This is a genomic window from uncultured Veillonella sp. (genome assembly GCF_934230905.1).
GTDB lineage: Bacteria > Bacillota > Negativicutes > Veillonellales > Veillonellaceae > Veillonella.
Genome location: NZ_CAKQFJ010000011.1, coordinates 47,809 through 70,843, shown reverse-complemented (window position 1 = coordinate 70,843; position 23,035 = coordinate 47,809). Strand labels below are relative to the sequence as shown.

Here is a 23,035-nt window from a genome sequence, read left to right as displayed (position 1 = left end):
GTGTCTGGTTGGTGTATATATTATTATGTATGCGCCTAGATAACAGCATATACAATATAATATTAATGACTATATTGGAAGCGACACTTAGTGTCGCTTTTTTATATTCATACAGTAAGGGTTATAGGACAAAAAGTGTGTGTGACTAATCCCAATAAGTTGGAAAATCTGTAGACATATGTAGCTCATTCCAAACAGGAGCATCACCCCATTGAGGGATTGAACGATCTATTTGGCAATAATCAGATAACCGTTTGTAGATAGCAGCAATCGATTCATCTGTAGGCATACAATTTAATATATCTGAAATAGAAAGCGGTCTTGGTGAGTGCATATAGCACCACCAATAGACCGCTTTTAGTCTTCTTTCAAGTGAAAGGCCCCTATGAGCCCGTAACATACTTCTTAGTTGAGCATTTACTCCACCTTCAATACGATTATTTGTTGTAGGTATTGTAATATCAATACATTCCAAAAATGTAAATAAAGTTTGTTGCCTAATCAGACGCCATAATGATGATTCAGCTTTAAGCAAACGCTCATGTGTAGAGCGTTTGTTTCCGAATTCATCAATCGTCATTTCTCGTAAAAAATCAGAATATGTCATTCGCCACGCCGAAAGTTTATTAATCCATATAAAAGCTTGATCCATTGTTTTCACATTAAATAAATCTTTAGCAAGAGTATAAAGGTCCTTTCCTGCTAACGTTTTAGGTCTACTTGTCGTATATCGTCTAACCTGACAAAAAATGTGAAACAGGCATCTTTGGTGACTGCTATGAGGCCAAACTTTACGTAATGCTTTAGGCAAACCATTAGCACCATCAGACACAACGACTTTAGGTTCGGCAATCCGTTCCATTAAACACTGCCAAGCTCTAGCATGCTCATAACGACAGACATACCATCCTAGAACATGAGTATCATTGCAACAAATCAATACACATAAATTCCTAGCTAAGTAAATTCCATCAAGATATACCACATCATGTACTTCTTCCACTTTTGGTGGCAATGGCCATATGGACCAAAATTTAGCGGTTTTACGCCTGAATGTACGACCTTTACCAGGCATATCAGCTTGAATATCGGTGCTGAATAACCAATTCAAGAATAGGCTTAATTCTTTACTTAAATTATTAATTTTAACGGTAAATGCCACCTTACAATGTTTGCAAAACCAACGCTGAGAACCAGATTTTAAAACACCGTGTTTAATACATGTTTCATTACAATCAGGACATTTTATTTGTCGCATAAACTCTTCCTCCATATTTGTTTATATATAGGAAGATATAACCTCATTTTAATCAGTAATTACAAGGGTTAATTGATGTTTTTACCCACACTTTTTGTCCACCCTCAAACTTCTCCAGAAAAAGATTAAACCCTTATAACACTAGTAAATATCTAGTGTTATAAGGGTTTTCACACACACTTTTTGTCCTATAAGCCAAAACATGCAAAAAAGGACCCTCATCAGAGAGTCCTTCATTTGTTATGGTATGCTATTAAGCGTTTTTAGCTACTTCAACAAGTTTAGCGAATGCTGCTGCATCGTTAACTGCCAAGTCAGCCAACATTTTACGGTTCACTTCAACGCCTGCTTTAGTCAAACCAGCGATGAAACGGCTGTAAGTTGTGCCATTGATACGAGCTGCTGCGTTAATACGAGCAATCCACAATTGACGGAATTCGCGTTTTTTCGCACGACGATCACGACGAGCGTAGTACAACGCTTTCATTACTGTTTCATTAGCTTTTTTGAACAAACGAGAACGAGTACCGCGGTAACCTTTAGCTAATTTCAAAATCTTTTTATGACGTGCATGAGCTGTAACGCCCTTTTTCACTCTTGCCATTGTATATTCCTCCTAAATTACGATATATCCATCTAATAGTTAGCGATTAAGCGTATGGTAAGCATTTAACTACGCGTTTGTAGTCAGATTTAGCAACCAATGTAGCTTTACGTAAATTACGTTTACGAGCTGGAGATTTTTTCTCAAGAATGTGGCTTTTGAAAGCTTTTGCACGCTTGAATTCACCAGTACCAGTTACTGCGAAACGTTTAGCCGCTGCGCGACGAGTTTTAATTTTTGGCATAATTATAATCCTCCCAATATCCTATTTACTTACTAAAATCATGGTCATATTACGACCTTCTAATTTAGCTGCTTTTTCAATAGACGCCGTTTCTTTGAGTTCTTCAGCAAAACGTGTCAACACGGCCATACCAAGTTCAGGGTGAGAAAGTTCACGACCGCGGAACATGATGGTTACTTTTACTTTGTTACCTTCACCCAAGAATTTGGATGCGTTTTTCATTTTTACGTAAAAGTCATGGTCTTCAATATGTGGACGTAACTTAACTTCTTTTAAAGTTACGATTTTTTGTTTCTTTTTCGCTTCTTTCTCGCGTTTTTGTTGTTCATAACGATATTTACCGTAGTTCATAATGCGAGCTACTGGTGGTTTAGCGTTAGGTGCAATTTCCACAAGATCAAGATGCTTTTCTTCAGCCAATGCCAATGCCTCACGGCCAGACATAATACCGATTTGTTCGTTTTCAGGACCTACGACACGAAGTTCACGAGCACGAATCTCTTCATTAATGCGTGGTGTATCCTTGCTAATAGCCTTCACCTCCAAGAGAATAAAAAAACGGATGGCATACACCATCCGAATAGAGTTCTCTATATTAACCTTATACTTCTTGGTATTAGGTGAGTGGCGGATGGCCTCTGCTTCATAAATTACTTAATTATAATAACAAATCACGTACTAAAAGTCAACTATATTCTATTACTTTTACCAAAATATCATTTGTTACTACTGACTTAGTATACCAAATAACCTCATACTCGTATAGCTATTTTTATAGATATATGACTATTTATTCATGTATACAATATTCCTTAACCATACTAGCACCATATAATAATGTAATATTGTATAATCATATATATCCATTATTATATTTTATTCAACATGAAAGGAGTTTTTTATGAGTATAGTTAACAACGCTACATCATCTACTGTATCGAATACTACCATACCACAAAAATCACGTACAGCCGTGCAGAACATAGGGCTTATTATGGCATGTCTTGTACTCATTGCTATCTTGCTATTACCTACACCAGAAACATTATCGACAGGTGGACATCGCATGATTGGGGTCCTTGCTTTTGCCATTATTGTATGGATGACATCCGCTGTATCCTATCCGGTAAGTGCCACTATAATTACTGCTCTTACAGCTTTATTATTAGGTTTTTCACCTAATCCAGAAGCACCAGCTAAAGCCTTAGGTACTGCCAATGCATTAAAGCTTATTATTTCTGGTTATTCATCGCCTGCTATGATTCTTGTTGGTGCTGCTATGTTCATTTCTGTAGCCATGCGCAAAACAGGATTGGATCGCCGCATCGCCATGCTTGTATTATCGAGTGTCGGCACCAAAGTGAGTCGTATTTATTTAGGCATTATCATTACGGGCTTAATTCTTGCTTTTTTTGTGCCAAGTGCTACTGCCCGTATTGCTTGTTTAGCACCTATTATTATTGGTATTGTTGAAAGCTTAGGGATTGAGCGTAAAAGCCGTGTAGCAGCACTCCTTATGGTAGGGGCTGTACAAGCAGATACATTCTGGAACATCATGATTCAAACAGCAGCCGCTCAAAATCTTGTGGCCGTAGGCTTTATACAAACACAGATGAATACATCCATTAGCTGGATTGACTGGCTCACTGCTGCCGCTCCATTTTCTATTATTATGGTCATCATTACATACTTCTTAACGCAAATGCTGATTAAACCAGAATTTAAAGAACTCGTTGGTGGCGATGTGCAACTCGCGAAAATGCGTCAAGAAATTGGTCCTATGACCTTAGATGAAAAAAAATTATTATGTATTTCTATTGCATTACTGGCATTATGGGCAACAGGTGGTAAATTACATTCCATAGATACTACGACAACCACAATTGTAGCTATTGCCTTATTCTTTATCCCTAAGATTGGTATTATGGATTGGAAATTTGCACAGCCTAATATCGACTGGGGCTCCATCGTTATGTTCGGTGCCGGTATTGGCCTGGGAACAGTATTACTTAAAACACAAGCTGCCACTTGGCTAGCACATGTATTTGTAAATGCCTTTTCTCTTGAAACAGCCAGTATCTTCCTATTGATTGCTGTTATTGCGGCATTCTTAATTGTGATTCATCTAGGCTTTGCCTCTGCTACAGCCCTATCGTCTGCCATGATTCCAATTATAATTTCCATTGTAACAGGACATCATACAGAAGGTCTTAATCCAGTTGGTGTTACTATGCTTATGCAATATGCAATCTGCTTTGGTCTAGTATTACCAGTCAACTCGCCTCAAGGTATGGTAGCGTATGGTACCAATACATTTGATGTAAAAACATTTATGACTACAGGTATTCCATTAACTATTATCGGTTATATAATGATTCTCGTATTTGCACTTACTTATTGGCACTGGATTGGTATTGCTTAACAACTTATAAATGTATACAGTAAAGGCGCGGTCTCAAGACCGCGCCTTTACATTTGTAACATGTATTCTTTTGTTAGTTAGGCTAACAATTAGTTACGTTCCTTAATTTCAGTTTTAATGGCATTAAAGAACTCTTCAAATGGTACAGTGCCCAATTCGTCACCGCCGTGTTTACGAACATTAACGGTACCATCTTCCACTTCTTTATCCCCCACAACAAGCATATATGGAACTTTTGCCATTTGTGCTTGACGGATTTTGTAGCCAATTTTTTCGCTACGATCATCTACTTCTACACGCACATAGTCATGGTGCATTTGTTTTGCCAATTGGTTAGCATATTCTACGTGTTTTTCAGAGATAGGTAAGATTTTAACTTGTACAGGAGCCATCCAAGTTGGGAATGTGCCTGCATAGTGTTCAGTCAAGATACCGATGAAACGTTCCATAGAACCGAAACATGCACGGTGAATCATAATAGGACGATGTTTTTGACCATCTTCGCCAATATATTCAATTTGGAAACGTTCTGGTAGGTTCATATCCAATTGAATAGTACCACATTGCCATGTACGACCTAAGGAGTCTTCGATATGATAGTCAAGTTTAGGGCCATAGAAAGCACCATCACCAGGATTAATTACGTAAGGAATGCCTTTTGCTTCGATAGCATTGCGCAATGCTTCTGTAGCAGCTTCCCAAATTGCATCATCCCCCATTGCATTATCCGGTTTAGTAGATAATTCAACATGGTATTTCAAACCAAATTGACTATAAATACGGTCGAATAATTCAATAACTTTCATTAATTCTGATTGCATTTGATCTGGTAACATGAATACGTGAGCATCATCTTGTGTGAACGCACGTACACGGAACAAACCATGTAATGCACCAGACAATTCATGACGATGAACTAAACCAAGTTCAGCATAACGCAATGGAAAATCACGGTAGGAATGCATTTCATTTTGGTAAACCAAGATACCACCTGGACAGTTCATTGGCTTAATTGCATATTCTTCATCATCAATGATTGTAGTGTACATATTTTCACGATAATGATCCCAGTGACCAGATGTTTCCCATAAGTGCTTATTCAAGATAACTGGTGTACGAATTTCGTCATAATCAAAATCATGATGAACTTCACGCCAGAAGTTTTCCAATTCATTACGAAGAGCCATCCCTTTTGGTAAGAAGAATGGGAATCCAGGACCTTCTTCTTTGATAACGAACAAGCCAAGTTCTTTACCAAGTTTACGATGGTCGCGTTTAGCAGCTTCTTCAAGCATGTGAAGATATGCATCAAGTTCTTCTTTTTTCTCAAATGCTGTACCGTAAATACGTTGCAACATTTTATTCTTTTCATCGCCGCGCCAGTATGCACCTGCAATGCTTTGTAATTTGAAAGCTTTCACTTTGCCAGTAGATGCCACATGAGGGCCTGCACAAAGGTCAACAAAATCGCCTTGTGCATAGCAAGAAATCACAGCATCTTCTGGAAGGTCTTCGATCAATTCTACCTTGTAATCTTCATTTTTAGATTTGAAGAACTCGATAGCTTCTTGACGAGACATTACAGATTTAGTAATAGGCAAGTTTTCTTTTACAATACGGCTCATTTCCTTTTCGATTTTAGTCAAATCTTCAGGAGTCAACGTATGTTCCATATCGATATCGTAGTAAAAACCTTTATCGATAGCAGGGCCAATAGCCAATTTTGCTTCTGGCCATAAACGTTTAACCGCTTGTGCCAATACATGAGAAGCAGTGTGACGCAAAGTATGTTTGCCACCTTCTTCTTCAAATGTTAAAAACGCTACTTCAGAACCATCTACAAGTTCTTCACGAAGGTCTGTTAATTCTCCATTTACATTGGCTGCTAACACTTTTTTAGCCAAACTATTAGACAATTTTTTTACTGCTTCACCAAGAGTAGTGCCTGCAGGGTATTCCTTTGCACTACCATCAGGTAAAATAATTTTTACATCTGCCATTTTTCTTTCCTCCAATTTATGAACTAGGATAGATTGGATTTTGGTAATAAAAAAAGACCCTCTATCCCTACAAACAAGGGACGAAGATCATTCGCGGTTCCACCCTAGTTAATTCACTGCATCACAAATACAGTTCATTCACTTCATTAAGCCCGATAACGGTGGCTGCCGTATTTGCCTACTTAGGTTCGACAAATCAGTTTAAAGGGGGTAACTCAAATATATGTGTAAGGCATTTCCAGCATCTGCCTCTCTCTGGTACACAGGGATATGAGAATCATGTCCTTTGCATCACTTTTACTAGCTTATCTTATCATAGGTATACAAAAAATTCAACTATATAACATTCAGTATGATCAACATAGAAAATAAAGTCCGTCATTAATAGTTCCTATCGTTCTATAATACGAATGGCCCCTAATAGACTACACGCTATTAGGGGCTTTCAATTTATTTTCTTTCGAAATGTGCGGATAACATAGATCCAATGACTTTTTCAATTTTAGAATTTGTAATATCTGGGCCTTTGAATAAAATCAACATGACATCATCAGAGTTATCTTGTTTAGATACCATCAATACACCACTACCACGAGCACCGTTATCGTCATAATCTTTCGCAACAATAACCATATTGAGATAATGGTCTTTCATATATGTGTATACTTTACTTTGTTTAGCAGAATTACCGATGCTGCTCGCCATTCCCATAGCACGATTAAATACAATTGCATTCGCATTATGTGGATTGTTGTGAAGTTGTTGTTTTTCTTCAGCATTTAATGGCAATAGATTAACCATCATAGATTCACCCATGCGACCACGAAGCATAGCTGGCATTGTTTCGCGTACGTCTGCAGGGATATCTGTCCTAGGGTTGAGTTTCAAATCCTTAGGTACGGTCATATACAATGTACCCTTGCTATTTTCCCCTTGTACAGTTTTACTGTTGTCGATAGCACCCATTGTGAAAGTATCTTTGATGATTTCCATTTGTACGCCCAATGGTTTTTCCGGTACACCACGGCTAGCCACTTGGATATCACCAGATTTAGTTTTCTTAATGGTTTCCACGGACCAAGTTGCACCTGGTTTGCCTTCATCACTAGGAGATGTCAACGCAGCAGGCACTTCTTTAGCACCTGTAAATACGTAGGTTTGTGCTGGCACGATTGTATCAGGCGCGCCAGACTTGTTAAATACGGCACCATACAATACATTTGGTACAACAGTAGAACCAATTCTTAAATTATTATTTTCTTGGCTTTCCACATCAAAATTAATATTGCCAGCAAATGTTACATCTGGATTATGATTAATAACAACTACAGTACCCGGTTGTGGAATCATAACAGGACCAGTTGGTGCTGCAAAAGCAGCTGTTACCATGGAAGCACCAAGTGCTGTTAAGACTAATGCGCGTTTTAATACATTACATTTCATTATTATTCTCCTAAATTTGGATAATTCTCTAATCTATGTTAATGAACTATAGGTCTAAGGTAACCTCTGGCAAGCGCGATAAGATTTCAATTGCTAAGCTACGTGTATCAGGTGTACATCGCACCATACAGCTCCCTACCTTATCTACGCTAGTCATGACACCTATGTATTCATAGCCCTCTAAGATACGATTTACATAATTTGTATACTTCGGATCTATATGAAAATATAAATACGATTCTTCGCCAGTTCCAGTATACTCTGGAGGTTCAGGAAAGCCAGAAAGCGAACGTGATGGTAGTAAAGGAGCCACCTTAGCAAGGTCACCATCTAATCTATCAGATACCATGATACCGTCTGTGTGTTCATCTACCATATTAATCTGCCTTCACCTTACACTCGCGGCGCATCATAGAGTATGGTTCTAATTTTGTATCCATATACAATCGAACCTTCATTTGTGCATGAGGTGCTACATCGATAGGGTTACCATCTTCATCTGTCATTTTTTCAATAACAGCCTCTACTAATTCCCCTTTAGGTTGGCAAAATTCCACCTTGTCACCTACCTTGAAATTATTGCGTTGTTCTAGATCTACATATTTTTCTTCATCATTATATCCAAGAACTAAGCCAATAAAATCATGTGTTTGCGTATTTGTAGATTTTCCATAGTTTTGTGCGCTTTCATCAGGACGACCATTAGCAAAGCCATCAGTATAAGGTCGGTGAGAAATTTTCTCTAATTCTGCAATCCATTCCGGGCGAACATACCAGTTTTCACGTTCTTTCAAATAGGTGTCTATAGCCGTGCGGTATACCTTAGCTACCGTTGCACAGTAGTGAACAGATTTCATACGGCCTTCAATTTTAAGACTATCGATGCCCGCTTCATACAATTCTGGAATGCGATGAATAAGACATAAATCCTTAGAGTTAAAGATATAGGTACCATGCTCATCTTCTTCGATTGGATAATATTCACCAGGTCGATTAGATTCTACAATGCTATATTTCCATCGACAAGATTGAGAACATTGACCACGATTAGCATCGCGTGTGCCCGTCATATAATTTGATAATAGGCAACGACCAGAATAAGAAATACACATAGATCCATGTACAAAAGATTCGATTTCAATATCTACATGTTCCTTCATTTCTTTAAGATCTGCTACAGATACTTCACGAGCTGCTACAACACGAGCTGCCCCAAGTTCTTTCCACATTTGCACTGTATGCCAGTTCGTTGTGGATGCCTGTGTACTAACATGAAGTTCAAGACCTGGCGCTACTCGTTTAGCCAAACTAAAAATCCCCATATCGGCTACAATAATCGCATCGACACCGATACTTTCAAGAAATTTTAAATAGTCCTCAAGGCCCTCAAAGTCTTCATTATGAGGAATAATGTTACATGTAACATGAATCTTCTTACCATGCTCATGTACAAATTGAACGGCTTCTTTCAACTCTTCATCAGAAAAATTAGAGTTACCAGCGCGCAAACCAAATCGTTTACCAGCACAATAAACGGCATCCGCACCATAGCGAATAGCCATTTTTAACTTGTCCATATTACCTGCTGGACAAAGCAATTCCATAAAATGATCTGCCATTATTTGTTGTGTCCTTTCCACACACTCACACTCATACCATCTCCCATTGGGTAAATGGTAGTGTTAAATAATTCTTTATTTTCTACATAGGCTAAATACGCTTGTAATCGTTTCACAATCGTTTTAAATCGATGTGGAGTTTCTTTATCACCACGCACATATCCTCTAAACAGAACATTGTCGGCAAGGATTACGCCCCCTACCTTCACATGTGGCAATATAACCTCCAGTTGACTTAAATATTGTCCCTTCGGTCCATCTAAGAATACCAAGTCATATTCACCTTTAATTTGAGTTAATACGTCCTTCGCATCACCCTTAATTAAAGTAATCTGATCCTTATATGCAGAATGACCGATGTAATATTTAGCCATTTCATGACGAACTTCATCAAGCTCAATGGATGTAATCCGACCGCCTCGTTCAATAAGGGGTGCCATCAGTAATGTAGAGTAACCAATGGCGGTGCCCACCTCCAACACAGAGGTGGGCCGGTATAATCCAATCAATTCTTCAAATAAATGCACCTCAGATTCCCGAAGGATAGGCACATTATTAATCATCGCGTAAATACGCTGCTCATTTAATATCTCATTTAATTCCATAAAATGTATTATAAATTCCTGCTATATATTTGACTGTGAAAGCAATCATATACGCACAAAGCACTATGCGTATATGATATACTACTACACACTATGAATAATGTATATTATCGATCAACACCGCCACGTGAATTACCAGTAGATGGAGCTGTTTGTGTAGTAGATCTTATAACGCGAGGTTCCTCTGCTGCTGGTGCAGACTGAACTGGTGCAGATTGTTGTGGAATAACCTGTTGCATACTTTCAGGTATTTGACTTGGCGATGGTGTTGTAACTTGTCGTTCAGCCGCCGGTGCTGCTGGTGTCGAGGTTTGTTGAGTTGCAGCTGGCACCGTAGTTGGTGTATATGTATAAGTTGGTTCTACATCAACATATTGAGAATCTGCTGCCACCGCCTCTGCTGAACTATAATTATAGTCAGGTTCTGATGTAGCCGCTACATCATAGTTAGGACCTGCTTGCGCCAATGCAGGTGCTTGTCCTTGATTAGAGGATCCAGCAGCTGCTTTATCCGCGCCATAGATTTTTTCAACCTCTGCTAAATGTTCAGCATATGTTTTTGAAAAATGATTATGCCCCTCTTTATCCGCTACAAAATATAAATAATCCGTATCTTCAGCATACAGTACGGCATCCAAAGCCTTTTTACCAGGGTTAGCAATTGGACCTGGTGGTAATCCTTTACTTACGTAAGTATTATACGGACTTTGTAATTGAGTATCACCAATAGTCACATTTTCCTTTGCATATCCTAACACATAGGAAATAGTAGCATCAGATTGCAATGGAATGCCATGAGCTAACCGTCTCTTAAACACACCTGCAATAGTTGGACGGTCCGCATCAAAAAGAGATTCCCGTTCAACAATGGATGCCAATGTTACAAAATCATGGATACTCATATGTTGTGCTTGAATTTGCTTTTTAACCGCTGGTGTCAAATAACGATTCATTTGTTCAGACATCATCAAAATAACATCTTTTGGTGTAGCACCAACTGGGACTTCATACGTACTTGGGAATAAAAATCCTTCTACAGGATATGTAGTCGGTTTTGTCCCCTTCATATAAGGATATGGGACAAATGTTTTTGCTTCTGCCAAAAAATCAGATGCTTTCATAATTTGAGCTTTTTCAAGAGCAATAGCAATATCCCCAACAGTATAACCTTCAGGAATCGTTAATTTAATAGATTCAACGTGACCTTCTTGTAATAAATTAATTAATTCATGAACTGATACCTTGTTAGGAATCTGGTAGTGACCAGATTGTAATTTTGAACCAGCTCCGCTAAGAGCTAACCATAATTTGAATACCTGTGTTGACCTAATTAGCCCATGTTCATAGAGCATATCGGCAATTTCTGTTCCTGTTGCATCCTTCCCTATCACAAGGACTTGGGATTCACCATCATCAGTAAAGGTATTTGGTACAAAATAGGATGCACCTAACGCACCTCCACTTACTATTGCAAGGCTAAGAACACCTACAGAAACATATTTTAAGGCTTTTCTCATGGATGAGTTCCTTTCTATTACAAACTATTGTATATCATCTTATTATACCATATTAAAGGCTTTCGATGTATCTATTCTTTTATTTTATCTATACAGGAAATAATTAGAGCTACACAATGACACATATACTCCATAAAAAAAGCCCTGATATAACAATTGCTATACCAGGGCCTTAAGGCTTCAAGAGGTTATTCCTCTTCTCCCATTGATTCGTACATAGTAACTAATGCTTCGAAATTTTCATCATCTTCATCTAATGGTACGTATTCTTCTACGCCTTCATCGTTTGTTTCAATACGAGCCAAAATCATATATGTATCATCTTGACCTTCATGATCTTCATCTTGTACATGAACAAGAACAGCGTATTCTTGACCTTCGTAGTTTAAGATTACGTCTTCTGTGAAATATTGTTTGTTGCCATCTTCGTCTTCAAATTCGAGATAGAAGATTTCACCCTCGTAATTTTGATCAACCATGAGTATTCCCTCCTTTATTATGTATATAAGAACCTGTATGATATTCGCATTAGATATCTATGCAAATTAAGATTTACTAAATTGTAGTCTGTCTAAATAGCCTTGTAAAATAACGACAGCAGCCATTTTATCGATGATGCCCTTTCGTTTTTTACGACTCACATCAGCTGCGATAAGTTGACGTTCGGCCATAACGGTAGATAACCGTTCATCCCAAAATGTAACAGGCAAGTCGATAACCGTCTTCATTTTTTCGACAAACTCTTCCGTTTTTTCAGCACGATCACCCTTGGTGCCGTTCATATTCTTCGGCATGCCCACTACGAGTTCATGCACTTCGTATTCGGAAATCAATTCACGCAATCGGCTAAAATCATTTTCTAAGGATGTACGACGAATCGTTTCTATACCTTGAGCAGTCATCAATAGGGCATCACTACATGCAATGCCAATAGTGCGACTTCCCACGTCTAATGCCATAATTCTCATTATAGTTGTTTAGCCTTTGCGTATTCTTTTAATAATTCTTCAATTAAATCATCCCGTTCTAAACGGCGAATATCACTACGTGCATTATTATAGCTTGTAATGTACGCTGGATCCCCAGAAATAAGATAACCTAAGATTTGATTAATAGGATTATATCCTTTTTCTTGAATGGATTTATAAACACGAGTCAATACCTCTTCGGCGGTCATCGGTTCATCGTCTACTTTACGGAATAGCATAGTTTCATCTGAAACTTTCATGGGTATCCCTCCTTTGTACGAATGGGCCACTTAAGTGGCCCATATATATGTATTGTATGTTTCTATTATAACATATTCAGTGTCTACACACGGTATTATGCATTAAGAGCTTCCTTAACAGCTTCACCACCAGCTTTTAAGGCATCCATCAATTTACCAGGTTCCTTACCGCCAGCTTGAGCCATATCCGGACGGCCACCACCATTACCACCAGCTACTTGAGCTGCTGCTTTTACGATATTGCCCGCTTTTACACCCTTACCAACAACGTCTTTGGAAACTTTACATACAAAGTTTACCTTATCATCGCCCATTGCAGCCCCTACAAGAACTACACCGGAACCATTTAATTTATCTAATCCCAAATCAGCAAAGTCACGCAATTCATCAATAGAGGATGCTTTTACAGATGCACCTACAAACGGTACATCCCCAATCATAACCTTACCAGCTACGATATCTGCAGCACCAGCAGCAGAAACTTCTTTGCGAATTTGATCTAATTCCTTAGCAGTTTCTTTAGCCTCTGCCAATATTTGATGCAAACGTTCTTCCACTTGAGCTGGTTTAGTTTTTAGTTCACCTGCTAAATGTTCAATCGTTAAGCGATCATGTTTTGCTGCGTTAAGAGCTGCACGACCAGTAATCGCTTCGATACGACGTACACCAGAGCCAATACCAGATTCAGAAGTTAAACGGAAGGAACTAATGAATGCAGTGTTGCCTACGTGGGAACCACCACATAATTCAATGGAGAAACCAGGAACTTCTACTACGCGTACTACATCACCATATTTATCTCCAAAGAGTGCCATAGCACCTTTTGCTTTTGCTTCGTCCATAGACATTTCAGCAATAGCAAGATCTGTAGCTTTAAGGATTTCTTCATTTACAAGTGCTTCAATTTGATCAAGTTCTTCTTGTGTTACAGGAGAAAAATGAGTGAAGTCAAAACGTAAATAATCAGGAGTTACCAAAGAACCTGCTTGATTTACATGTTCCCCAAGAACGCGTTTTAATGCAGCATGTAGCAAGTGAGTAGCTGTATGATTACGAGCCATTGCAGCACGACGATTGACATCTACTTCAAGTGTTACATCATCGCCTTCAGAAATAGATCCCCCTACAACGGTACCAATATGATATACAGTACCTTCAGGTAAACGTTTTGTATTATGAACCTCTACCTTACCCATTGGACCAACGATAAAACCTGTATCACCTAATTGACCGCCACCTTCAGCATGGAATGGTGTAGTACGCACAATAACGGTAATTTCATCACCATCCACAGCTGTTTGCATGCGTTCAGACCCTTTACCAAGCATCAATACGGAGGATGCAGTTTCTGCTTCATCTTCTACAAGTTCTTCATCTTTTAAGAATGTAATGTCTGGAGTTGCTACCTTAGCATCTTCTTTTACGCGAGCTTCACGAGCGCGTTCACGTTGTTCTTTCATAGCAGCATCAAAGCCTTCATGATCGATTGTGAAACCGCGTTCAGAAGCAATTTCTTCTGTTAATTCCCAAGGGAATCCATATGTATCATATAATTTAAATACTTCTGTACCAGGAACTACTGTTGCTTTTTCAGCCGTTAATGTATCGATTAAAGAGTTTAATAATTCAAGGCCTTGTTCCAAAGTTTGATTAAAGCGTTCTTCTTCGTTTTGAACTACACGTTTAACAAAATCTTGTTTTTCAGCAATCGATTTAATACCAGGGCCAAGAATATCCACAACTACATCAATAAGTGGTGTTAAGAATAAACCTTCGATACCAAGCAAACGGCCATGACGTACAGCACGACGCAAGATACGGCGCAATACATAACCACGACCTTCATTAGATGGCAATACACCATCAGAAATTAACGCAGTTACTGCACGCGCATGGTCAGCGATAACTTTCAAAGAAACATCGGTATTTGGATCTTCGTTGTATGTTACACCAGCCCGTTTTGCAGTTGCTTCGATGATTGGAAAAATCAAATCTGTTTCAAAGTTTGTTTTGCAATGTTGCAATACGGAAGCCAATCGTTCAAGACCGGCGCCAGTATCGATGTTTTTATGTTGTAATGGCTCATAAGAACCGTCTGGCATTTTATTAAATTGAGTGAACACGAGGTTCCAAATTTCAAGGTAACGGTCACAATCACAACCTGGTGCACAGTTAGGATCGTCACAGCCATGTTCAGGACCTTGGTCAAAGAAAATTTCACTATCTGGTCCACAAGGGCCTTCGCCAATTTCCCAGAAATTATCTTCTAACCGAGTAATATGACTATCTTCTACACCACAATCATTATGCCATGTATCATATGCTTCTTGGTCATCTGGATATACAGTGACATATAATCTATTTTTATCTAGTTTTATTACTTCGGTTAAGAATTCCCATGCCCAATGAATGGCATCTTTTTTAAAGTAATCACCAAACGAGAAATTACCTAACATTTCAAAGAATGTATGGTGACGAGCAGTACGACCTACATTTTCAAGGTCTCCTGTACGCATACATTTTTGGCTTGTTGTAATACGATGACAAGGAGGTACCAATTTACCTGTAAAGAAAGGCTTTAATGGCGCCATACCTGCCCCGATTAATAGTAGAGACGGATCGTTTTCTGGTATAAGAGAAAAACTATCTAATTTTAAATGTCCTTTGCTTTCAAAAAACTGCAAGTATGCTTGACGCAGTTCATTACCTTTCATGTGTATATTCCTCCTAAAATAATTTACTCTTAATTATAACGTAAAAACTATAGAAAATCTATTATAACCTATATCTAGATACAATTAACCTTCACTAAAACATTCTTGTATATATCATTATAATAGACACACATACAAAAAAGAGGTTATACAAATCAACAGCATCTAATTGATTCGTATAGCCTCTTTTATGGCTCATATATAGTTATCATTCGCTAATGGTTTCTATCAAGGAAACCATTCATTACATAACGCGTTTAGCACCAATATAGCGCTCGCCCCAGTAACCAGTATCAAGATCAGCTACGGCTACGCCACGGCTAGATGTAGCACTAATAAATTTACCATTACCAATATAAATACCAGAGTGGGATGGACCTGGTTCGTATGTTTCGAAGAACACCAAATCCCCTGCTTTCAAGTTTGCACGAGACACTTCAACGCCCACATTGTATTGCTCATCTGCTAAACGAGGTAATGAAATGCCTTGTTTTGCAAATACATATTTAACATAACCAGAGCAATCAAAACCACTTGGTGTAGTACCACCAAATACATAAGGAACGCCGCGATATTTATCAGCTTCCGCCAAAATAGCTTGAATATTATTTGGAGTTTGTACTTTTTTCAAATTATTCAACTTAACGCTTTGGCCTGCAAGACGTCTAGATTGTGCATTTTGATTAGTAAAAGCAGATTTTGTTGCCACCGCTTTTGTAGCTGCATTATTAGATAACACCGCCTTAGTTGTACGAGGGGCCCCCATCAACGCATTGTACGTTGCAGGTCCAATAATACCATCTACAGGTAAGCCACGATCTTGTTGAAATAGGCGTACAGCCCATTTTGTTTCCTTACCATATACACCGTTTTTATCGGTTGCATTGTAACCGTGTTTAATTAATTGCTGTTGTACTGCAATTACATTTCTACCTTTATCACCATATTGTAATGTTGTGGCGCTTGCCATCGCAGTGGTAGCACACACAAACATTAAAGTTAATGCCGCAATTTTACTCTTACTATATTTTGACTTCATATTCTTCCTTCCTAAAACTTTAAAGTGAGTTTATTTATTCAAAATATACTAACCGTCTCTCTATTTGCACCCAACAAATACAGCTAGTCTTTATTTTCTTCAGGGCCAGGTACTTGATTGGCTATAAATATATCAGCTTTTGATGGTTCATAAGCTATTTCTGGATTCTCACCATCAAAATTTATAGCAGCTTTCACCCAATATAGCGGACGTTGTTTCACTTCTTCAAATACGCGTCCCACGTATTCGCCAATGATCCCTAATCCAACCAACTGGATACCACCGATAAATAATATGGACACTCCCAACGTGGTCCAACCGTTTAATGCTTGCCCCGTTAAGTACACATAGAGTAAATGTAGAATCAAGAGAAAACTCAAGCCCCCACATAATACACCTACGTATAAAGCCGCACGCAATGGTACACGAGAAAATGCTGTTACCCCATCAAGAGCAAAGCGAATCATTTTGCGCACACTAAATTTTGAAACACCCGCAAAGCGAGGTGGCGCTACAAAATGAAGTTCGGCCTGACGATAGCCAAGAGCCCCCACAATGCCACGCAAGAAACGCCCGTGTTCACGAAAGTGTTTCAAAGTTTCTAGCGACTTACGATTCATTAAACGGAAATCAGATCCCCCTTCTACAATGGGAACATCTGCCATTTTATTCATCAGTTTATAATAATATTTGGAAGTAAAGGATTTTGCCCAGCTGGCATCCTCCGTAGAATCTCGTATGGTGCGCACTACATCATATCCAGCCTCCCACAACCGTATAAGTTCTGGAATCAATGCTGGCGGATGTTGCATATCACCGTCCATCGTGATTACTGCATCACCTTTTGCATAATCAAGACCACATGTCAATGCAGTTTGATGTCCAAAGTTCCGTGCCAATAACACGACCTTAACACGAGTATCAAGCTTTGCAATTTCACGCAAAACTACAACAGACGAGTCTGTAGATCCGTCATCAACATAGATAAGTTCATATTCATATGGTAAACCTGTCATAACTTTTGTTACGGCATTGTAAAAAATAGCAATATTTTCTTCTTCGTTATATACAGGTACAACAATTGAAATTAACATATATCCTCCGTCGATTACTTTTATATTTTACAGTCAAATAGTCAATATAAGCAAATCTAAAAGGTTGACAATAGAAAAGATGAACCTCATAAATTCAGTAATCATGCTACTTTTTAGAATTTTGAGGTTCATTCTCTTCATATTTTTATTTTATCGTTTATGCTTATTAATAGGCGTATCATTTATTAAAAAGTTATATTTATACGGTTTTATGCATATCATATATATAGGTATTAAACCAATTGTCTTATATACCTGCAGCATCAATCCAACTTGTAATATCTTCTTCTGCAGTCACGATATCTTCGTCATAAGCACCTACAACTTCAGGATAACGAGCCACCTCTACCGTATGTAAGATTGAATCATCTCGCCCATTTTTATAAGTCCCTACCCATATACCTGAAAACTGAGACTCATACCACTCTACAGGTTGATCAGTTTCATCAAAAGTAATCGTAATATGCCCACGTCCCAATGTCTCTAATACTTCTACTTGTTCCTCTTCGGTCAATCCCGTTCTTTCAATATATATAGAATATGTCGCCCCTGTTTCGCGAAGCTGTTTTAAAGCTTGTCGCAACTCATTTAATACGGCACGCACATTATTATAGTTTTCTATCATAATATCCCTCCTTTCCTTTTCTTATGAATATGTTATGGAAAACTATTTATATAGAATGTTTGCTCTTTTTTACATCATTTATTTGCGAGTAATTTGTACACCCCAATCACGGAGGACACGTAAAACACGGTCTTTAACCTCGGGTAAAGCATGCTGTACCGGTTCACTTGGTTCAAAACCCACCTCTAACGACTCCGGTTCGACACCAATCACTATGGCATCTTCCAATGGATTTTCTTGGATAGCACGAATGCGTAATATGTCTTGCATTCCTACTTCGTGAACAGAAATATGATCAGTAAAATATTGTTCTAATTCACGGTGTGGAAATTCATAAATTGTACCAGGTGCTTCTCCACCATTAACGGCATCAACTAATAGAATTTTTTTCATACCACGCATATACGTTAATAATTCCATCCCCATCGTACCACCATCAATCAAACTGATTTGAGGCGTAAAATTATAATTGGCTTTCAAATCTTCTACAACATGAACGCCCAAGCCCTCATCTGTAAGTAAAATATTACCAACTCCAAGGACTACAATAGAATTTTCATAATCATCATAAATGGCATGTAAATCAATACGCGGGCTCTCATCAGAGCCCGCGTATTCTATGCCACTAAATTGTTCTTCAGTGGTTATATTAGTCATCTTGTAATTCCTTTTCTCGTGGATCATTAGGATTGCTAGGTCGATATGTAGTACCAGATGGTTTATCAATACGTTCACCACGACGACGTTTACCATTCAAATCTTCTATATCAATAGGGTCATGAGCATAATATTTCATGCCCGAAACCATAGCAGATACTTCTCCAGATTCTTCCATAACATCTTCTCGGAAAGCCATATATACATGGATAATTGTAAAGAAAAGGAAGCACCATGCAATATAATGATGAATAATATGAACTTTATATTCGCCACCAAATAAAGTTACAAGTGGTGAAAAAATAGTTCCTAAAATTCCATTTGGATTTACCATGGAGAACATAGCAAAGCCAGTGAGAATTTCAAAGAAAAACATAACATATACCATCATATAGGCTGTTCTCGCTAATGAATTGCGAAGCCAATGATGTTCATGTTTTTGAGGAATCATCAAATAGTGCAATGTTGTTTCACGAAGGCCATACCAATACCGTTTTTGACGGAACTTAGGCAACAATCGATCTCCACGATTCCAAAATGCTCCCACAAAACGGAAGATAAAGGAAAACGTTAAAATGAACCCTGCAATAAAATGGATACGACGCATCGTTTCCATAGAAAACCAACCAGCAATTGCAAACGTTGGTTCTGGATGGCCCGTAATAGCTGCAAATCCTGGATCCCCAATATAAAGACCAGTCCAGAATAAGGCTGTTACTGAAAGTACCATTGTCCAGTGGAATATGCGCAGCCACAAACTAAATACGACATACGCTTTTTTGTCAGTATGTATTAACATAAGAAACCCACCACCCTTTATTTACACAATGCATCTGTGTTGACGGAAACGATTTTTTCGCCTTTTTTATTGTATAAATGGGTTGCACATGCGAGACATGGGTCAAAGGAATGGATAACTTTCAAGATTTCAAGAGGTTTATCTGCGATTTTAACATGTGTATCAATCATAGAATCTTCATAGGCACCATGTTCGTTAGCTGCTGTCTTAGGACATGCATTCCATGTAGATGGTACGATACATTGATAATTTGCAGAACGACCATCTTTAATATGAATCCAATGACCCAAACCACCGCGAGGTGCCTCTACAAGGCCAACGCCCTTAGCATCCTTAGGCCATTTATTTGGTTCAAATTTAGATGTATCCGCAACAGTAGTATCACCATTTTTGATATTAGCTACGAGTTTATCAAAGAAGTATTGGCTAATATTAGAAGCCACTTGAGCATCGAGGCCACGACATGCGGTACGACCAACCATTGTTGTCATCCATACATGAGCAGGCACGCCCAATACTTGGGATACAGTATCGATTTGACGAACCATCATAGATTCAGCCCAAGTTGGATCGGTGATAATACCTTGTTTAACCTTTGTATATACAACAATATACTTAGCAAGTGGGCCCACTTCTGCAGTTTTACCTTTGAAAGTTGGAGACTTGATCCAAGAATATTTTTTATCTTCATCAAGATATTCCCATTTTTCTTTTGTACCTGATTTAGGACCTGTAAATTTAGGATCTGTAACACCATCTAAAGGATGAAGAGTGTTAGTGCCATCCGGATATGCGAACCAAGAGTGGTCAACTTCTTCACTAAGGTATTGAGGATCCATGAAATCCTTACCTTCTAACGGAATAAATGTTGCCTTATCCACGCCTAATGCAAAGTTTTCTACAACACCATTAGAACGAACAATGCATTTTTTATGGTAATCACCATCAGAAATACCTGTATAAGCATCATCAGGATATTCGCCATACGACATAACGCGTTTCTTAGCAAGGCCACCACCATCAACCATGCCTTTTTCAACATAAATTTTGCCAATAGCCAATAAATCAGGCAAGTAGAAATTACTTACTAGATCCTTAGCCAATGCAATAGATTGTTCTACTGCAGCAAGACGTTGTGTATTAATAGGAGCATTCATGTCATTCATAGAAATGGAGCATGGCATACCCCCTACAATATAGTGTGGATGAGGATTCTTACCACCGAATACAACATGTGGAATGACTACGTCTCGTTGACGATCTAGAATATTTAAATAATGGGATACGGCCATCAAATGAACTTCTGGTGGCAATAACTGATAATCAGGATGATCCCACCATTGAGCAGAGAAAATACCTAATTGGCCAGATTCTACAATTTTCTTTACCTTTTGTTGTATAGCTGTGAAGTAAGCAGTGGTAGCTTTAGGAAATTCTTTAGGATAAGCAGACTCTTTAGATGCTGTTTCAGCAGGTGCCAACCCACTTACATTATAAGTGGCCAATACGTCATTTTGTAATTGAGCTGTTTTAGCTGGATCTGCACTAAGTGCTGCTACAGGGCTAACCCAGTCAAGAGCATGTAAGTGATAGAAATGCACGAGATGGTCATGCACATCTAAAGAGCTATGCATGATATTACGAATGTAGTTCGCATTTTTAGGAATGGAAATGCCCAGTGCATCTTCTACAGCACGTAATGCTGCCAATGCATGTGTCGTTGTACATACGCCACAAATACGTTGTACAAAAGCCCAAAGGTCACGAGGATCGCGGTCCTTTGCAACAAGTTCGATGCCACGCCAAGCAGTACCAGAGGATAATGCGTCCTCTACTTTACCACTCGCTTCGTCAACTTTTATTTCAACCCGTAAATGACCTTCAATACGGGAAATCGGATCTACTACTACGCGTTTCATTAGTGACCTCCTCCATTATTATGTTTCTTTTCATCCCATAAGCCTTGTTCTTTTAAGCGTTTTTCTTCTTTTATATCAAGAATTTTATTACGCGTAAGAGTTGCAGCACCATGTACGATAACTGCAGCAGTAGCACCAACAGCAGCTACTGTGCCGATTGTATCAGCCGTAGTAATGGTGTTTGCCAATGGAATATCTGGTAATCGTTTATAGAATACATCATTATCCCAGAACCCTTTTTCAGAACAACCAATACAACCATGACCAGATTGAATTGGATAGGATAGACCATTCCACCAACGTAAGTTACCACAAGAATTATAAGTTTGAGGTCCACGACAACCTACTTTGTATAAGCACCAACCAGACTTGGATGCATCATCATCAAATTCTTCAACAAAAAGGCCAGAGTCAAAGAATGCACGACGATAGCAAGTATCGTGAATACGATTGCCATAAAATTGTTTAGGACGGCCTTGGGAGTCCAAAGGTGGAATTTGACCAAATAATGCATAATGCATTACTACTCCAGTCATAACTTCTGGAATTGGAGGACAACCAGGAACTTTAATAATAGGTTTACCAGATACAACAGAAGATACAGATACTGTATTTGTTGGATTTGGTTTTGCTGCTTGGATACCACCCCATGATGCACAAGAACCATATTCAATAATGGCAGCAGCACCTTTAGCAGCTTCTACTAAAGATTCTTTAAATGTACGACCGCCTACGGTACAGTAAATACCATTTTCATCTAATGGTACGCCACCTTCAACAGCCAAAATATATTTACCATTTTTATCAGCAATAATTTTTTTAAGATGTTCCTCTAAAGGCTCTCCAGATGCTGCAGCCAATGTATCATCATATTCCAAAGAAATCATGTTTAAAATTACATCAGATGTAAATGGTGAAGATGAACGAATAAAGGATTCACTACAACCAGTACATTCGTGACCATGAAGCCAAATTACCGTTGGTAATTCTGTTGTTTCTGCAGCTTTTACAACTGTATTAAGCATAGTAGGTGGTAAACCTAAAATAGCAGTCAGCGCCACACAAGATTTCATAAATGTACGTCGACTGAGACGTCTCTCTTGAAAGAGAGTCCACAAACTGTTCACACGATTTTTCATGGATTACAGCCTCCTTACAACAACTTTGCAGCAATATATAAATATTACCTAATCAACTATAACTACTGAGAGATATTACACCTCGGATAATTTATTATATCATTTTAAA

Annotated in this window: 22 protein-coding genes and 1 other annotated feature; of the genes, 1 reads left to right on the top strand and 21 read right to left on the bottom strand. The window is 38.4% G+C overall.

Features of this window, described 5'->3' with window-relative positions:
- Nucleotides 1-145: 145 nt before the first annotated feature.
- The 4 genes from Q0E20_RS04595 to infC all read right to left on the bottom strand — a co-directional run bounded on the left by Q0E20_RS04595 (nt 146) and on the right by infC (nt 2,682).
- A complete protein-coding gene (locus tag Q0E20_RS04595; protein ID WP_038148763.1) occupies nt 146-1,258 on the bottom strand; it encodes an IS1249 family transposase in 1,113 nt (370 codons plus the stop codon).
- 253 nt (nt 1,259-1,511) lie between these two features.
- Nucleotides 1,512-1,862, bottom strand: coding sequence for a 50S ribosomal protein L20 (gene rplT / locus Q0E20_RS04590; RefSeq protein ID WP_005376311.1), 351 nt, complete (start codon nt 1,860-1,862; stop codon nt 1,512-1,514).
- A gap of 46 nt (nt 1,863-1,908) precedes the next feature.
- Nucleotides 1,909-2,106, bottom strand: coding sequence for a 50S ribosomal protein L35 (gene rpmI / locus Q0E20_RS04585; RefSeq protein WP_005376016.1), 198 nt, complete (start codon nt 2,104-2,106; stop codon nt 1,909-1,911).
- Between the two features lie 21 nt (nt 2,107-2,127).
- Entirely contained in the window at nt 2,128-2,682 is a 555-nt protein-coding gene (gene infC, locus Q0E20_RS04580; RefSeq protein WP_005376236.1) for a translation initiation factor IF-3, read from the bottom strand.
- A 325-nt stretch (nt 2,683-3,007) separates the two neighbouring features.
- Here infC and Q0E20_RS04575 point away from each other — a divergent pair, with 325 nt between their 5' ends.
- Nucleotides 3,008-4,528 carry a DASS family sodium-coupled anion symporter gene (locus Q0E20_RS04575; protein WP_295996930.1) on the top strand — a complete coding sequence of 507 codons (1,521 nt, stop codon included), beginning with the start codon at nt 3,008-3,010 and terminating at the stop codon, nt 4,526-4,528.
- 89 nt (nt 4,529-4,617) lie between these two features.
- On the opposite strand, the gene thrS is transcribed toward Q0E20_RS04575, so the two are convergent.
- The 17 genes from thrS to Q0E20_RS04490 all read right to left on the bottom strand — a co-directional run bounded on the left by thrS (nt 4,618) and on the right by Q0E20_RS04490 (nt 22,926).
- Nucleotides 4,618-6,528 (bottom strand): threonine--tRNA ligase, encoded by a 1,911-nt coding sequence (gene thrS / locus Q0E20_RS04570; RefSeq protein ID WP_295996928.1) that lies wholly within the window; start codon nt 6,526-6,528, stop codon nt 4,618-4,620.
- 73 nt (nt 6,529-6,601) lie between these two features.
- Nucleotides 6,602-6,829 (bottom strand) — a binding site (T-box leader).
- A 149-nt stretch (nt 6,830-6,978) separates the two neighbouring features.
- Nucleotides 6,979-7,971, bottom strand: a complete 993-nt coding sequence (locus Q0E20_RS04565) for a hypothetical protein (RefSeq protein WP_295996926.1) — start codon at nt 7,969-7,971, stop codon at nt 6,979-6,981.
- A gap of 46 nt (nt 7,972-8,017) precedes the next feature.
- Complete coding sequence (locus Q0E20_RS04560) at nt 8,018-8,320, bottom strand: DUF4911 domain-containing protein (RefSeq protein WP_295996941.1); 303 nt, start codon at nt 8,318-8,320, stop codon at nt 8,018-8,020.
- A 28-nt stretch (nt 8,321-8,348) separates the two neighbouring features.
- Nucleotides 8,349-9,590 carry a U32 family peptidase gene (locus Q0E20_RS04555; protein WP_295996924.1) on the bottom strand — a complete coding sequence of 414 codons (1,242 nt, stop codon included), beginning with the start codon at nt 9,588-9,590 and terminating at the stop codon, nt 8,349-8,351.
- Entirely contained in the window at nt 9,590-10,195 is a 606-nt protein-coding gene (locus Q0E20_RS04550) for an O-methyltransferase (protein ID WP_295996921.1), read from the bottom strand. The genes Q0E20_RS04555 and Q0E20_RS04550 overlap by 1 nt, the downstream gene beginning before the upstream one ends.
- A 107-nt stretch (nt 10,196-10,302) precedes the next feature.
- Complete coding sequence (gene mltG / locus Q0E20_RS04545; RefSeq protein ID WP_295996918.1) at nt 10,303-11,712, bottom strand: endolytic transglycosylase MltG; 1,410 nt, start codon at nt 11,710-11,712, stop codon at nt 10,303-10,305.
- A gap of 188 nt (nt 11,713-11,900) precedes the next feature.
- Nucleotides 11,901-12,191 carry a DUF1292 domain-containing protein gene (locus Q0E20_RS04540; protein WP_295996915.1) on the bottom strand — a complete coding sequence of 97 codons (291 nt, stop codon included), beginning with the start codon at nt 12,189-12,191 and terminating at the stop codon, nt 11,901-11,903.
- Nucleotides 12,192-12,257: 66 nt separating this feature from the next.
- The gene (gene ruvX, locus Q0E20_RS04535; protein WP_295996913.1) at nt 12,258-12,680 is read right to left on the bottom strand and encodes a Holliday junction resolvase RuvX; all 423 of its coding nucleotides are present in this window, start codon (nt 12,678-12,680) and stop codon (nt 12,258-12,260) included.
- Nucleotides 12,680-12,940: an IreB family regulatory phosphoprotein gene (locus Q0E20_RS04530; protein ID WP_005376219.1), complete on the bottom strand. Its 261-nt coding sequence runs from the start codon at nt 12,938-12,940 to the stop codon at nt 12,680-12,682. The genes ruvX and Q0E20_RS04530 overlap by 1 nt, the downstream gene beginning before the upstream one ends.
- A 95-nt stretch (nt 12,941-13,035) precedes the next feature.
- On the bottom strand, nt 13,036-15,654 hold the full coding sequence (alaS, locus tag Q0E20_RS04525; RefSeq protein ID WP_295996909.1) for an alanine--tRNA ligase: 2,619 nt from the start codon (nt 15,652-15,654) through the stop codon (nt 13,036-13,038).
- 244 nt (nt 15,655-15,898) lie between these two features.
- Nucleotides 15,899-16,693 carry an NlpC/P60 family protein gene (locus Q0E20_RS04520; protein WP_295996906.1) on the bottom strand — a complete coding sequence of 265 codons (795 nt, stop codon included), beginning with the start codon at nt 16,691-16,693 and terminating at the stop codon, nt 15,899-15,901.
- A gap of 83 nt (nt 16,694-16,776) precedes the next feature.
- On the bottom strand, nt 16,777-17,787 hold the full coding sequence (locus Q0E20_RS04515) for a glycosyltransferase family 2 protein (RefSeq protein ID WP_295996903.1): 1,011 nt from the start codon (nt 17,785-17,787) through the stop codon (nt 16,777-16,779).
- Nucleotides 17,788-18,034: 247 nt separating this feature from the next.
- Nucleotides 18,035-18,412 carry a hydrogenase expression/formation C-terminal domain-containing protein gene (locus Q0E20_RS04510; protein ID WP_295996901.1) on the bottom strand — a complete coding sequence of 126 codons (378 nt, stop codon included), beginning with the start codon at nt 18,410-18,412 and terminating at the stop codon, nt 18,035-18,037.
- Between the two features lie 78 nt (nt 18,413-18,490).
- Nucleotides 18,491-19,069, bottom strand: coding sequence for a HyaD/HybD family hydrogenase maturation endopeptidase (locus Q0E20_RS04505; RefSeq protein WP_295996898.1), 579 nt, complete (start codon nt 19,067-19,069; stop codon nt 18,491-18,493).
- Nucleotides 19,062-19,868 carry a Ni/Fe-hydrogenase, b-type cytochrome subunit gene (gene cybH / locus Q0E20_RS04500; protein ID WP_295996895.1) on the bottom strand — a complete coding sequence of 269 codons (807 nt, stop codon included), beginning with the start codon at nt 19,866-19,868 and terminating at the stop codon, nt 19,062-19,064. Before cybH ends, Q0E20_RS04505 begins: the two co-directional genes overlap by 8 nt.
- A gap of 17 nt (nt 19,869-19,885) precedes the next feature.
- Nucleotides 19,886-21,787 (bottom strand): nickel-dependent hydrogenase large subunit, encoded by a 1,902-nt coding sequence (locus tag Q0E20_RS04495; protein WP_295996889.1) that lies wholly within the window; start codon nt 21,785-21,787, stop codon nt 19,886-19,888.
- The gene (locus tag Q0E20_RS04490) at nt 21,787-22,926 is read right to left on the bottom strand and encodes a hydrogenase small subunit (protein WP_295996887.1); all 1,140 of its coding nucleotides are present in this window, start codon (nt 22,924-22,926) and stop codon (nt 21,787-21,789) included. The genes Q0E20_RS04495 and Q0E20_RS04490 overlap by 1 nt, the downstream gene beginning before the upstream one ends.
- Nucleotides 22,927-23,035: the final 109 nt, after the last annotated feature.